The sequence below is a fragment of the Azospirillum formosense genome (genome assembly GCF_040500525.1).
GTDB lineage: Bacteria > Pseudomonadota > Alphaproteobacteria > Azospirillales > Azospirillaceae > Azospirillum > Azospirillum formosense_A.
Window position 1 is genome coordinate 2150280 of sequence record NZ_CP159402.1, and the last position, 13099, is coordinate 2163378.

A 13099-nucleotide genomic window follows, 5' to 3' on the forward strand; every position below is an offset into this window, starting at 1 on the left:
CCGTTCCGGGCCGGTTGTTCCACGCTCTGACGGAGAATAGGACGATAAAAACAAAAACGCCTCGACGGACGGGCCGGGAGGCGTTCGATCCCCTAGGGGATACTATGTATGGCTGCGATGGCGCAATGCAACGGAAACGGCCCGGCCGGCGGTTGCCGCCGGGCCGCGCCCGCTGTCAATGCGTGGTCGCGCCGGTCGCGTCGAGCTTGGCGCGGGCGACGGCGATCTTCGCCTCCACGCGGGCCTTCTCGTCGTCGGACTTGGCGTCCTCCAGATCCTCGCCCAGGTCGCGGATCTCCTGCTCGACCTTGGCGCGGTCGATCTCGGCGACCGCGATGGCCTCCTCGGCCAGGACGGTGCAGCGGGTCTCGGTCACCTCGGCGAAGCCGCCGGCGACGAACACCCGGTCAACCACGCGGTCAGCCTCGTAGACGTCGATCACGCCCGGACGGACGGTCGAAATCATCGGCGAGTGGCCGGCGAGGACGCCGAAGTCACCTTCCGAACCCGGCACCACGACCATGTCGACGGGCTGCGAGGTCAGCAGCTTCTCCGGAGAGACCAGCTCGAATTCGACTTTATCGGCCATGGGTTTCCTGGTGCCTCTTCATAAGAACCCCCTCCCCCGCGCGGGCGGAGGAGAGGGTTAGCCTCGTTACCGAACGTCAGCCGGACCTGATCAGGCGGCTTCGGCGGCCAGCTTCTTCGCCTTGGCGATGGCTTCGTCGATGGTGCCGACCATGTAGAAGGCCGCTTCCGGCAGGTGGTCGTAGTCGCCGTTCACGATGCCCTTGAAGCCCTTGATGGTGTCTTCCAGGCTGACGAGCACGCCCGGGGTGCCGGTGAACACCTCGGCGACGTGGAACGGCTGCGACAGGAAGCGCTGGATCTTGCGGGCGCGGGCCACGACCAGCTTGTCCTCTTCCGACAGCTCGTCCATGCCCAGGATCGCGATGATGTCCTGCAGCGACTTGTAGGTCTGGAGGACACGCTGCACCGAACGGGCGACGGTGTAGTGCTCCTCACCGACGACGCGCGGGTCCAGGATGCGGCTGGTCGAGTCCAGCGGGTCCACCGCCGGGAAGATCGCCATTTCGGCGATCGAACGCGACAGCACCGTGGTGGCGTCCAGGTGGGCGAAGGAGGTGGCCGGGGCCGGGTCGGTCAGGTCGTCGGCGGGCACGTAAATGGCCTGCACCGAGGTGATCGACCCCTTCTTCGTGGAGGTGATGCGCTCCTGCAGGGCGCCCATGTCGGTGGCCAGCGTCGGCTGGTAGCCCACCGCCGACGGGATGCGGCCCAGCAGGGCCGACACTTCCGAACCGGCCTGCGTGAAGCGGAAGATGTTGTCCACGAAGAACAGCACGTCCTGGCCTTCCTCGTCGCGGAAGTATTCCGCGAGGGTGAGGCCGGACAGGGCGACGCGGGCGCGGGCGCCCGGCGGCTCGTTCATCTGGCCGTACACCAGGGCCACCTTGGAACCCGGGCCGTCGAGCTTGATGACGCCCGACTCGATCATCTCGTGGTAGAGGTCGTTGCCCTCACGGGTGCGCTCGCCGACGCCGGCGAACACCGACACACCGCCGTGCGCCTTCGCGACGTTGTTGATCAGCTCCATGATGGTCACGGTCTTGCCCACGCCGGCGCCGCCGAACAGGCCGATCTTGCCGCCCTTGGCGTAGGGGGCCAGCAGGTCGATGACCTTGATGCCCGTGATCAGCACTTCGGCGTCCGTCGACTGCTCAACGAAGTCCGGGGCCGAACGGTGGATCGGCAGGGTGCGCTCGGCGCCGAGGTCGCCGCGCTCGTCGATCGGCTCGCCGATCACGTTGATGATGCGGCCGAGGGTGGCCGGGCCGACCGGCACGGCGATCGGGGCGCCGGTGTCGGTCACTTCGGCGCCGCGGACCAGGCCGTCGGTGCTGTCCATGGCGATGGCGCGGACGGTGCTCTCGCCGAGGTGCTGGGCAACCTCGAGCACGAGGACCTTGCCGTCGTTCTGGGTGTGCAGAGCGTTCAGAATGGCCGGCAGCTCGCCGTCGAACTGGACGTCGACAACGGCGCCCGTGACCTGCGTGATCTTGCCGACGGCGTTCGTCGCCTGGGTGGTGGTGGCCATGGAGTAAAGCTCCCTCGGAACTCGATAATTGTCGGATGTGCCGTCGTATCGACCGCGAACGCTGCGCCGTTAAACCGCCTCGGCGCCGGAGATGATCTCGATCAGCTCCTTGGTGATGTAGGCCTGGCGCGTGCGGTTGTAGGTGATCGTCAGCTTGTTGATCATGTCGCCGGCGTTGCGCGTCGCGTTGTCCATCGCGGTCATGCGGGCGCCCTGTTCGGACGCGGCGCTCTCCAGGAGGGCGCGGTAGACCTGGATCGACAGGTTGCGCGGCAGCAGTTCGGCGAGGATCTGCTCCTCGTCAGGCTCGAACTCGTAGATCGCCTTGACGTCGGAACCGGCCGCCTCGTCCTCGGCCTGCGCCTCGACGGCGAAGGGCACGAGCTGCTGGACGGTCACGATCTGGGCGATCGCCGACTTGAACTTGTTGAAGATCACCGAGCAGACGTCGAACTCGCCGGCCTCGTACAGCGACAGCACCTTCTGGGCGATCACGTCGGCGTCGGCGAAGGACAGCTTGCGGCGGCCCACATCCTCGTAGGTCTCGACGATCAGCGAGCCGTACTCGCGGCGCAGCTGGTCGCGGGCCTTGCGGCCGACGGTGAGCAGCTTGACCGTCTTGCCTTCCGACAGGAGGCGCTGGATCTGGCGGCGCGACTCACGGACGATGGAGCCGTTGAAGGCGCCGCACAGGCCGCGGTCGGAGCTGATGATGATCAGGAGGTGCACCTGGTCGGAACCGGTGCCCGTCATCAGCTTCGGGCCGTTGCCCGAATCCTGCACGTTGGCCGCGAGAGAGGCCAGCATGCGGCCCATGCGCTCGGCGTAGGGACGACCGGCTTCCGCCTGCTCCTGCGCACGGCGGAGCTTGGAAGCGGCGACCATCTTCATCGCCGAGGTGATCTTGCGCGTCGACTGGACGCTGGCGATCCGGTTTTTTAGGTCCTTAAGGCTTGGCATGCCGGCCCTTCATTCCGCTCGGGGTCGATCGGTAGGAAAGCGGGGGCGGCCGAACCGCCCCCGCCGTCGATCAGACGAACACCTTGGAGAAGTTGTCGAGGAAGGCCTTCAGGCGCTCCTCGGTCGCAGAGGTGATCTGCTTCTCGTTGCGGATCGTCGCCAGGATGTCGGCACCCTTGGACCGGATCTCGGCGAGGAACTTCTGCTCGAAGCGGTTGACGTCCTCGACCTTGATCTTGTCGAGGTAGCCCTTCACGCCCGAGAAGATCGACACGACCTGCTCTTCGACCGGCAGCGGCTGGAACTGCGGCTGCTTCAGCAGCTCGGTCAGACGGGCGCCGCGGGCCAGCAGGCGCTGGGTGGCGGCGTCGAGGTCCGAGGCGAACTGCGCGAAGGCGGCCATCTCACGGTACTGGGCCAGCTCCATCTTGATGGTGCCGGCGACCTGCTTCATCGCCTTGATCTGGGCGGCGGAGCCGACGCGCGACACCGACAGGCCGACGTTGATGGCCGGACGGATGCCCTTATAGAACAGGCCCGTCTCCAGGAAGATCTGGCCGTCGGTGATCGAGATCACGTTCGTCGGGATGTAGGCCGACACGTCACCGGCCTGCGTCTCGATGACCGGCAGGGCGGTCAGCGAGCCGTTGCCGTGGGCGTCGCCCATCTTGGCGGCGCGCTCGAGCAGGCGGCTGTGGAGGTAGAACACGTCGCCCGGGTAGGCTTCGCGGCCCGGCGGACGGCGGAGCAGCAGCGACATCTGACGGTAGGCGACGGCCTGCTTGGACAGGTCATCGTACACGATCAGGGCGTGCATGCCGTTGTCGCGGAAGTACTCGCCCATCGTGCAGCCGGTGTACGGCGCCAGGAACTGCAGCGGAGCCGGCTCCGACGCGGTGGCGGCGACGACGATCGAGTATTCCAGGGCGCCGGCGTCTTCCAGGGTCTTGACGATCTGGGCGACGGTGGAGCGCTTCTGGCCGACGGCGACGTAGATGCAGTAGAGCTTCTTGCTCTCGTCGTCGCCCTGGTTGATCGGCTTCTGGTTCAGGAAGGTGTCGATGACGACGGCGGTCTTGCCGGTCTGGCGGTCACCGATGATCAGCTCGCGCTGGCCGCGGCCGATCGGAACCAGGCTGTCGACGGCCTTCAGGCCGGTCTGCATCGGCTCGTGCACCGACTTGCGCGGAATGATGCCCGGAGCCTTGACCTCGACGCGGGTGCGGGTGACGTCCACCAGCGGGCCCTTGCCGTCGATCGGGTTGCCCAGGCCGTCCACGACGCGGCCCAGCAGACCCTTGCCGACCGGCACGTCCACGATGGTGCCCGTGCGCTTGACGGTGTCGCCTTCCTTGATCTCGCTGTCGGTGCCGAAGATCACGACGCCGACGTTGTCGGTCTCGAGGTTCAGCGCCATGCCCTTGATGCCACCGGGGAACTCGACCATCTCGCCGGCGCGCACGTTGTCCAGGCCGTGCACGCGGGCGACGCCGTCACCCACCGAGAGGACCTGGCCGACCTCGGCGACGTCCGCCTCGGTCCCGAAATTCGCGATCTGCTGCTTGAGGATCGCAGAGATTTCTGCGGCGCGGATATCCATCAGACTGATCCCCCTGAGGCCTTCATGGCGAGTTGCAATTTGTTCAGCTTCGTGCGCACCGAGGTGTCGACCATGCGCGAGCCGAACTTAACGATCATGCCCCCGATCAGCGCGGGATCGACCGTGGTGTTGATCAACACCTTGGAGCCGATCGACGCCTTCAGCGCGTCGGTGACCGCGGCCAGCTGAGCGTCGCTCAGCGGCTGGGCCGAGGTGACCTGGGCGGTCACTTCGCCACGACGGCGGGCCAGTTCGGCGAGATAGCCTTCGATCATGCCTTCCAGCGCGAACAGGCGGCGGTTCTTGGCCACCAGCCCGATGAAGCGCTTGGTCAGATCGGACACTTCGGCGCGGTCCAGAACCGCGGCCATCGCCCGGCCTTGGTCGGCGCGGCTGATCACGGGACTGCGGACGAGGCGGCGAAGGTCGGCGCTCTCAGCCAGGATTTGCTTCAGCGCAACCAGATCGCTCGCGACCTGATCCAACGCTTTGTTCTCGTCCGCAAGCTCGAACAGCGCGATGGAGTAGCGCGTAGCGAGTTCGGAAACGCCTGTACCTTCGATTGCCACCTGATCCCTCGAATTGAGTTCGGTAGACGGTGAATTTTCAGGGCCTTAAATAGGGCAAAACCCACATCGCGGCGGCCCAGCCCGCGAAAGCGAGCGGTCCAATATCACAGGATTAGGCCCTGCGCAACGGGGTCTGGACAATTTGCGCGCGGGGTGAGTGCGGCGTTTTGCGCCCCTGCGGGGTGGGGTCCGTTCTTGGCGGCGGGCGCTGGAAATGGGCATACCACTTCACAACCGAAACGGATCACCTTGGCATCTGAAGGGCCTGCCCTCCCCGGGGCCGGCCCCGGAGCCGGATTTCCGGAGCCTGCCGCGCGGCGGTCCAGAGACCAGACTGTGACCTAACGCCCCGCTTAACACCCGTTTAACCATTCACGCGCACGGTCGCCACACAGCCCGTCTGACAGGACAAACCCAGGCCAATCATGACCGTCGTCGCCTTCTCCTGCGCCCGCTTCACCCCCGCCGACCTCAACGAGTTCGAGGCGGTGGCCGAGCCGAAGCTGCGCCTTGGCCATTGGGCCGGGGTCATCCGCGAAACGGGCCGGGAGCATGACCGGCTCCTCGTTCTCCTCCCCGGCGTGGACCGTCCCGTCTTCCGGTTCGAGCGCGACGGGCGCGGGCGCTACAGCCTGTCCTTCAACGACCGCTCCGGCTGGTACGGCATCGGCTCGGGCAGCAGCGCCTCCGAATGCCTGTCGATCTGGCGCCCCCGCCCCCGGGCCGACCGTTCCGTCTCGGTGCTCTGAGCCGCTTTTTCACCCTTCGGAAAAGTCCGATTCGGCCGCCGCCGGCCTGCCGGGCCGCCCGCCGACGCCCCCCGCTCAGCGATACACGCCGACCGACAGCAAATAGGGCTCGCCGTCCAAAACGATGCGGCGCACGATCATCGTCTTCGGCGCGATCTGGCCGGACAGCGGGTCCGTCCATTTGTAGCTGACGGCGCCCGAGTCCCGATCCGCCACGATGTCCAGCGCCTCCTGGATGAAGGGCTTGCCGTCGACGTCCTTCAGGTCCTTGAGGTTCGCGCCGTTGAGCGACGGCGTCCAGCCGTGGGCGACCATCACGCCGTCGCGGTCGATCAGCATCGGGTAGAGGTCGCGGTCGATCAGCGCGCCGTCCCTCTGGGCGAAGGCGTCCGGGGCGGCGTCCGCGCCGTGCTGGCGCAGATAGCCGCTGGTCTTGTCGAGCAGCGCCTTGGCGTCCGATTCCGTCCCCCGCGTCTGGGCGGGCACGCCCGCCGCCAGCGCGATGATCGCCAGCAACGCGAGAACCGGGAGAACCGTCAGCAAGGTGGGGAGGTGGAAACGACCGCGCAGCCTGGACATGAGATCGCTCGGCGAAAGATGACTTCCATACTCTGGTAATACCATGACCCGCCGCCCGCAACGGGCCAAACGTCACAGGTGCCCTGCGGAGCGCGCAGAGACAATCCGTCGCAGCCCCCCTTTACAGAGGTCCGGTATTTCTCAAAGGGTACGGCATCTCTACAGGAAGCTGTAGGGATCGACGTCCACCTGCACGCGCACGTTGGGTGGAATCTCCACCTGCTCCAGCCAATGCGCGATCAGGGGTTGCACCTGGACGGTGCGCGGCGCCTTCAGCAGCAGGCGGCGCCGATGGCGCCCGCGCAGCAGGGCGAGCGGCGCCGGGGCGGGGCCCAGCACCGCGACGGTGTCGCTGCGCGGCGCGGCGCGGCCCAGGGCGATGGACAGTTTCTCCACCGCCGCCGCGTCCTCCCCCGACACGATCAGGGCGGCCAGGCGCCCGAAGGGGGGCATGCCGGCCTCCAGCCGCATCTCCGCCTCCAGCTGGTAGAAGCCGTCGCGGTCCCCGGCGGCCAGCGCCTGCATCACCGGATGCTCGGGCATGTAGGTCTGCAGCATCACCCGTCCCGGCCGCTCGCCGCGCCCGGCGCGCCCGGCCACCTGATGGAGGAGCTGATAGGTCCGCTCCCCCGCCCGCAAATCGCCGCCGGCCAGCCCGAGGTCGGCGTCGACCACCCCGACCAGGGTCAGCATGGGGAAATGGTGGCCCTTCGCCATGACCTGGGTGCCGATCAGGATGTCCAGCTCGTGGTCGGCGATGCGGCGGACCATCTCCTGGATGGCGCGGGGGCCGAACAGCGTGTCCGACGCCATGATGGCGGCGCGGGCCTCGGGGAACAGCTCCGCCACCTCCTCGGCGATGCGCTCCACGCCGGGGCCGCAGGCGGCCAGCGTCCCTTCCTCGCCGCATTCCGGGCAGGTCGGGGAAAGCGGCTGCGACAGGCCGCAATGGTGGCATTGGAGCTTGCGGGCCAGCCGGTGCTCGACCAGCCACGCCGTGCAGTTGGGGCATTGCAGCCGGTGCCCGCAGGCCCGGCACAGGGTCAGCGGGGCGTAGCCGCGGCGGTTGAGGAACAGCATCACCTGCTCCTTCTCCGCCAGCGTCTGCTCGATGGCCGTCTTCAGAGACGGGGCCAGCCAGTGGCGGGCCGGCGGCCGGTCCTTGCGCAGGTCCACCAGCTCGACGTCGGGCAGCACGGCGCCGCCGTGGCGGCCCGGCAGCTCGATGCGGGCGTAGCGGTTGCTGTCGGCGTTGACCTTGGTCTCCAGCGACGGCGTGGCGGAAACCAGCACGGTGGGGATGCCGCCCAGATGCGCCCGCGCGACGGCCATGTCGCGGGCGTGGTAGATCGACCCCTCCTCCTGCTTGTAGGCGGAGTCGTGCTCCTCGTCGATGATGATGACGCCGAGGTTCTTGTAGGGCAGGAACAGGGCGGAGCGGGCGCCGACCACCACCGGCACCTCGCCGTTGGCCACCGCCCTCCAGGTGTCGCGGCGCTGCGCCCCGGTCAGCTCGGAATGCCACTCCGCCGGCGGCGCGCCGAAGCGGCGGGCGAAGCGCTCCAGCCATTGCGCCGACAGGGCGATTTCGGGAAGCAGCACCAGCGCCTGCTTGCCCGCCTTCAGGGCGGCGGCGATGGCCTCGTAATAGACCTCCGTCTTGCCGGAGCCGGTCACCCCGTCGAGCAGAACGGTGGAATAGACGCCGGACTCCACGCGGGCGCGCAGGTCCGCCGCCGCCGCCTCCTGGTCGGCGGACAGGGTGGGGCCGGGACGGTGGCAGTCGGGCCGCCCGAGCCTGGTCGGCTGCAGCAGCACCGGCTCCAGCAGCCCGGCCTCGGCCAGCCCGCGCACCACCGTGACGCCGCAGCCGGCCTCCTCGGCCAGCTCCGCCGGGGTGCGCGGCGGGCCGTCGTCCAGCAGGGCCAGCACGCGCCGCCGCGGCTCGGTCATCTTGAAGCCGGGCGGCGGCTCCGCGTCCGGCTTGCGCAGATAGGCGAGCGTGGCCTTCGCCGGCTCCAACGCCGAGGGCACGCTGATCGCCATGCGCAGCACATGGCCCGGCGGCGTCATGGTGTAGGCGGCGACCCACTCCACGAACTTGCGCTCGACCTCCGGCATCGGCGGCACGTCGAAGCGGCGGACCACCGGCTTCAGCCGGGCGGCCTCCACCACGCCGGCGCCGGCGCCCCACACCACCCCCAGCACGCGGCGCGGCCCCAGCGGAACCTCCACGTAATCGCCGGGGACGAGGGTCATCCCGGCGGGCACGCGGTAGTCGTAGGCCTCGCGCAGCGGCAGCGGCAGCAGCACGCGGACGCGCGGGTCCGCATCCACCGGCACCGTGCCCGGCAGAAGCGCCTGCGCTGAATCTCCGGAACCGGATTTGGCCCCGGATCTGGCGGAATTTTCACGCATCGGCTAGAGTGCCCCCTGGCCGCGACGCCGGGCAGCGAATCCCGGGAAACAGGGCACGGTCTTCCTCAGCAAGTATGGATTCCAGGTCATGAAGTTCTTCGTTGACACCGCCGACATCGCCGAGATCCGCGATCTGGCCGACACCGGCCTGCTGGACGGTGTTACCACCAACCCCTCCCTCGTCGCCAAGACCGGTCGCAGCTTCCTCGACCTCGTGGCCGAAATTTGTGATGTGGTGAGCGGCCCGGTCAGCGCCGAGGTGGCGTCCACCGACTTCGAGACCATGCTGGCGGAAGGGAAGAAGCTTGCCAAGATCGCTGACAACGTCACGGTCAAGGTTCCGCTGACCCAGGCCGGCCTGAAGACCTGCAAGGCGCTGTCCTCCGAAGGGACGATGGTCAACGTCACTCTGTGCTTCTCCCCGGCCCAGGCGATCCTGGCCGCCAAGGCCGGCGCCAGCTTCGTGTCGCCCTTCGTCGGCCGACTGGACGACATCGGGCAGGACGGCATGGGCCTGATCGCCGACATCGTGGAGATTTACAGCAATTACGATTACTTCAAGACCGAAGTGCTGGTCGCCTCGATCCGCAACCCGATCCACATCGTCGACTCCGCCCGCCTGGGCGCCCACGTCGTCACCGCCCCGCCGTCGGTCCTGAAGCAGCTCTTCAACCATCCGCTGACCGACAAGGGCCTCGCCCAGTTCGTCGCCGACTGGCAGAAGACCGGCCAGTCCATCCTCTGAGGACGGCGGCATGGGCCGGGAACCGGGACACACCCCCCAGAGGAAGGACGCGCCGACCGCCGAGGAGGTGTGCGCCTATCTGCGGGACCATCCCGACTTCCTGGTCCATCACGGCGAGTTGATCCACCACCTCACCCCGCCGTCGCAGGACCGCGGGCGCGGGGTGGTGGACCTGCAGGCCTACATGGTCGAGCGCCTGCGCGGCGAGGTCCGCCTGCTGAAGGACCAGCAGCGCGAGCTGCTCGGCACCTCGCGCGCCAACATGAACAGCCAGAACCGCATCCACGCCGCGGTGCTGTTCCTTCTCGACGCGCAGAGCTTCGAGCAGCTCATCCAGACCATCACCACCGACCTGGCGGTGCTTCTGGACCTGGACGTCGCCTGCCTAATCGTCGAATCGAACGGCCACGACACCCCGCATGTCCAGACCTCCGGCGTGCGGGTGGTCGAGCCGGGAACCGTCGACCGCTGGCTGGGCAAGGCCGACGTGGCGCTGAACGCCGACATCCAGGGCGACCCGGAGCTGTACGGCCCCGGCGCCGGGCTGGTGCGGTCGGAGATCCTGATCCGCCTCCAGGTGTCCAGCGAGACGCCGGACGGCATGCTGGCCTTCGGCAGCCGCGAGCCGGACACCTTCCACGGCGGCCAGGGCACCGAACTGGTCGGCTTCCTCGCCCGCGTGGTCGAGCGGGTGATCCGCGGCTGGCTTGAACTGCCGGCCTGAACCCGACCGCACGCATGACCGGAAAACAGAATCCCGTCCTTGGTTTCGCCGCCCAGCCCGACGTGCAGGACGTGCTGGTGCACTGGCGCCGCTGGATGGAGAGCGAGCGCAACGTCTCGCCCCACACGCTGACCGCCTACATCGGCGACGTCGCGACCTTCCTGGAGTTCATCACCGGCTATCAGGCGAAGCCGCCGTCGATGAACGACCTCGCCGCGCTGACCGTCACCGACTTCCGCTCCTGGCTGTCCCACCTCGCCATGAAGGGGATCGGCTCCAACAGCCGGTCGCGCGCCCTGTCGTCGGTGCGCAACCTGTTCCGCTGGATGGACCGCGACGGGCGCCTGCACAACCCGGCGATCAACACCTTCTCCGGCCCGCGCATCAAGCGCCCCGCGCCGAAGCCGCTGACCGTGCTGGACGCCGACCGCCTCTTGGAGGAATCGGAGAAGGAACCGGACGAGCCCTGGGTCGGCAAGCGCGACCGGGCGCTGTTCACCCTGCTCTACGGCTGCGGCCTGCGCATCTCCGAGGCGCTGAACCTGACGCGCCGCGAGGCGCCCTTGGGCGAGACGCTGCGGGTCACCGGCAAGGGCAACAAGGAGCGGATCGTGCCGGTGCTGCCGGCGGTGACCGAGGCGGTGCGGGCCTACATGGACGCCTGCCCCTACCGCCAGGGGCCGGACGCGCCGCTGTTCGTCGGGGTGCGCGGCGGGCAGCTCGCCCCGGCCATCGCGCAGCGGCGGATGCGCGACCTGCGCCGCCTGATGGGGCTTCCGGAAACCGCGACGCCGCACGCGCTGCGGCACAGCTTCGCCACGCATCTGCTGGCGGACGGCGGCGATCTGCGGGCGATCCAGGATCTGCTGGGCCACGCCTCGCTGTCGACGACGCAGCGCTACACGGACGTGGAGAGCGAGCAACTGATGCAGGTGTACCGCTCGGCGCACCCGCGGGCGAAGAAGACGCCGTAGGGCCGAAGGGCGGGAGATGCTTTGCCCCCTCCCCCGCCCTCCCCCGCTTACGCAGGGGAGGGAGAGAAGAGACCTCCCCCGCTTCGCGGGGGAGGGAAAGGAGATGCGCCTCAGATGTGCAGGGCGCGGCCGTCCACGGCGAGGGCGGCCTCCTTGGTCACTTCCGACAGGGTCGGGTGGGCGTGGCAGGTGCGGGCGATGTCCTCGGCGGACGCGCTGAACTCCATCGCCACGGCCAGCTCGCCGACCATCTCCGACACGTTCGGGCCGACCATGTGGACGCCCAGCACCTTGTCGGTGCGCGCGTCGGCGAGGATCTTCACGAAGCCGTCGGTGGTGCCGCTGGCGCGGGCGCGGCCGTTGGCGGTGAAGGGGAACTTGCCCGCCTTGTAGGCGACGCCGGTGGCCTTCAGCTCCTCCTCGGTCTTGCCGACCGCGGCCACTTCCGGCCAGGTGTAGACGACGCCGGGGACGAGGTCGTGGTTGACGTGGCCCGCCTGGCCGGCCAGCAGCTCGGCGAGAGCGACGCCCTCCTCCTCGGCCTTGTGGGCCAGCATCGGGCCTTCGACCACGTCGCCGATGGCGTAGATGCCCGGCACGTTGGTCTCGAAATGCTTGCCGATCTTCACGCGGCCGCGGTTGTCCATCTCGACGCCGACGGTGTCGAGGCCCAGGCCGTTGGTGAAGGCGCGGCGCCCGATGGCGACCAGCACCACGTCCGCCTCGATTTCCTCGGCGGTGCCGCCGGCGGCGGGCTCGACCGACAGGGTGACGCCGGTGTTGGTGACCTTGGCGCCGGTGACCTTGGAGCCGAGCTTGAAGGTCATGCCCTGCTTGCCGAGGATGCGCTGCATCTGCTTGGACACCTCGCCGTCCATGGTCGGCAGGATGCGGTCCAGGAACTCGACCACGGTGACCTGCGCGCCGAGACGGCCCCAGACCGAGCCCAGCTCAAGGCCGATCACGCCGCCGCCGATGACGACGAGGCGCTTCGGCACCTCCGGCAGATCCAGGGCGCCGGTGGAGGAGACGATCTTCTGCTCGTCGATCTCGATGCCCGGCAGCGGGGTGACTTCCGAGCCGGTGGCGATGACGATGGCCTTGGAGGCGGTGACGGTGCCCACGCCCTCGACCTCGACGGTGTTCGGGGCGGTGATGCGGCCCGCACCCTTCAGCCAGGCGATCTTGTTCTTCTTGAACAGGAACTCGATGCCGCCGGTGTTCTCTTTGACGACCTTGTCCTTGTGGGACAGCATGCCCGGCAGGTCCAGCTCGACGCCGCCGACCTTGATGCCGAACTTGGCAAGGCCGTGCTTGGCCTCCTCGTACTTCTCCGACGCGGCGAGCAGCGCCTTCGAGGGGATGCAGCCCACATTCAGGCAGGTGCCGCCCAGCGCGCTGCGCTTCTCGACGCAGGCGACCTTGAAACCGAGCTGCGCCGCACGGATCGCGCAGACATACCCGCCGGGACCGCCGCCGACCACGACGACGTCGAAAGTGCTTTCAGCCATTGGGGGCTTTCCTTCCGCCATTTTTGTGTTTGCCAAAAGCCTTCCCGTCCAGCGGGGAGGGCCGCGCGCCGATTTATGCCGCCGCTCAGGCCAACTGGCAACGGGACAGTTCGTCCGGGGGGAGGGATGCCGGGTTGAACGACCGGCATGG

The 13099-nt window shown here is 68.4% G+C and carries 12 protein-coding genes; 4 read left to right on the forward strand and 8 right to left on the reverse strand.

Features of this window, described 5'->3' with window-relative positions; all coding sequences use genetic code 11:
* Positions 1-175: 175 nt before the first annotated feature.
* The 5 genes from ABVN73_RS10260 to ABVN73_RS10280 all read right to left on the reverse strand — a co-directional run bounded on the left by ABVN73_RS10260 (position 176) and on the right by ABVN73_RS10280 (position 5248).
* Complete coding sequence (locus tag ABVN73_RS10260; protein WP_353857902.1) at positions 176-589, reverse strand: F0F1 ATP synthase subunit epsilon; 414 nt, start codon at positions 587-589, stop codon at positions 176-178.
* A 90-nt stretch (positions 590-679) separates the two neighbouring features.
* On the reverse strand, positions 680-2119 hold the full coding sequence (gene atpD, locus ABVN73_RS10265; RefSeq protein ID WP_094301858.1) for a F0F1 ATP synthase subunit beta: 1440 nt from the start codon (positions 2117-2119) through the stop codon (positions 680-682).
* A gap of 69 nt (positions 2120-2188) precedes the next feature.
* Entirely contained in the window at positions 2189-3079 is an 891-nt protein-coding gene (locus tag ABVN73_RS10270) for a F0F1 ATP synthase subunit gamma (RefSeq protein ID WP_353857903.1), read from the reverse strand.
* A 70-nt stretch (positions 3080-3149) separates the two neighbouring features.
* Positions 3150-4679: a F0F1 ATP synthase subunit alpha gene (gene atpA, locus ABVN73_RS10275; protein ID WP_094301856.1), complete on the reverse strand. Its 1530-nt coding sequence runs from the start codon at positions 4677-4679 to the stop codon at positions 3150-3152.
* Complete coding sequence (locus ABVN73_RS10280) at positions 4679-5248, reverse strand: F0F1 ATP synthase subunit delta (protein WP_038526237.1); 570 nt, start codon at positions 5246-5248, stop codon at positions 4679-4681. Before ABVN73_RS10280 ends, atpA begins: the two co-directional genes overlap by 1 nt.
* 425 nt (positions 5249-5673) lie before the next feature.
* Here ABVN73_RS10280 and ABVN73_RS10285 point away from each other — a divergent pair, with 425 nt between their 5' ends.
* The gene (locus tag ABVN73_RS10285; RefSeq protein WP_353857904.1) at positions 5674-5997 is read left to right on the forward strand and encodes a hypothetical protein; all 324 of its coding nucleotides are present in this window, start codon (positions 5674-5676) and stop codon (positions 5995-5997) included.
* Between the two features lie 75 nt (positions 5998-6072).
* Here ABVN73_RS10285 and ABVN73_RS10290 read toward each other — a convergent pair whose 3' ends face one another.
* Positions 6073-6576: a cache domain-containing protein gene (locus tag ABVN73_RS10290; protein ID WP_353857905.1), complete on the reverse strand. Its 504-nt coding sequence runs from the start codon at positions 6574-6576 to the stop codon at positions 6073-6075.
* A 159-nt stretch (positions 6577-6735) separates the two neighbouring features.
* Positions 6736-8994 carry a primosomal protein N' gene (locus ABVN73_RS10295; RefSeq protein ID WP_353857906.1) on the reverse strand — a complete coding sequence of 753 codons (2259 nt, stop codon included), beginning with the start codon at positions 8992-8994 and terminating at the stop codon, positions 6736-6738.
* 88 nt (positions 8995-9082) lie between these two features.
* Here ABVN73_RS10295 and fsa point away from each other — a divergent pair, with 88 nt between their 5' ends.
* Genes fsa through ABVN73_RS10310 form a run of 3 tightly spaced genes read left to right on the forward strand, consistent with a single transcriptional unit; the run spans position 9083 to position 11437 of the window.
* Positions 9083-9739, forward strand: a complete 657-nt coding sequence (gene fsa / locus ABVN73_RS10300; RefSeq protein WP_353857907.1) for a fructose-6-phosphate aldolase — start codon at positions 9083-9085, stop codon at positions 9737-9739.
* Positions 9740-9749: 10 nt separating this feature from the next.
* Complete coding sequence (locus ABVN73_RS10305; protein ID WP_353857908.1) at positions 9750-10463, forward strand: DUF484 family protein; 714 nt, start codon at positions 9750-9752, stop codon at positions 10461-10463.
* A 14-nt stretch (positions 10464-10477) separates the two neighbouring features.
* Positions 10478-11437, forward strand: coding sequence for a tyrosine recombinase XerC (locus tag ABVN73_RS10310; RefSeq protein WP_145681411.1), 960 nt, complete (start codon positions 10478-10480; stop codon positions 11435-11437).
* A 110-nt stretch (positions 11438-11547) separates the two neighbouring features.
* On the opposite strand, the gene lpdA is transcribed toward ABVN73_RS10310, so the two are convergent.
* Positions 11548-12948 carry a dihydrolipoyl dehydrogenase gene (gene lpdA / locus ABVN73_RS10315; RefSeq protein ID WP_353857909.1) on the reverse strand — a complete coding sequence of 467 codons (1401 nt, stop codon included), beginning with the start codon at positions 12946-12948 and terminating at the stop codon, positions 11548-11550.
* Positions 12949-13099: the final 151 nt, after the last annotated feature.

Coding starts and splice junctions, on each gene's coding strand:
- ABVN73_RS10260 (WP_353857902.1), bottom strand. CDS start 589: ATGGCCGATAAAGTCGAATTCGAGCTGGTCTCTCCGGAGAAGCTGCTG.
- atpD (WP_094301858.1), bottom strand. CDS start 2,119: ATGGCCACCACCACCCAGGCGACGAACGCCGTCGGCAAGATCACGCAG.
- ABVN73_RS10270 (WP_353857903.1), bottom strand. CDS start 3,079: ATGCCAAGCCTTAAGGACCTAAAAAACCGGATCGCCAGCGTCCAGTCG.
- atpA (WP_094301856.1), bottom strand. CDS start 4,679: ATGGATATCCGCGCCGCAGAAATCTCTGCGATCCTCAAGCAGCAGATC.
- ABVN73_RS10285 (WP_353857904.1), top strand. CDS start 5,674: ATGACCGTCGTCGCCTTCTCCTGCGCCCGCTTCACCCCCGCCGACCTC.
- ABVN73_RS10290 (WP_353857905.1), bottom strand. CDS start 6,576: ATGTCCAGGCTGCGCGGTCGTTTCCACCTCCCCACCTTGCTGACGGTT.
- ABVN73_RS10295 (WP_353857906.1), bottom strand. CDS start 8,994: ATGCGTGAAAATTCCGCCAGATCCGGGGCCAAATCCGGTTCCGGAGAT.
- fsa (WP_353857907.1), top strand. CDS start 9,083: ATGAAGTTCTTCGTTGACACCGCCGACATCGCCGAGATCCGCGATCTG.
- ABVN73_RS10305 (WP_353857908.1), top strand. CDS start 9,750: ATGGGCCGGGAACCGGGACACACCCCCCAGAGGAAGGACGCGCCGACC.
- ABVN73_RS10310 (WP_145681411.1), top strand. CDS start 10,478: ATGACCGGAAAACAGAATCCCGTCCTTGGTTTCGCCGCCCAGCCCGAC.
- lpdA (WP_353857909.1), bottom strand. CDS start 12,948: ATGGCTGAAAGCACTTTCGACGTCGTCGTGGTCGGCGGCGGTCCCGGC.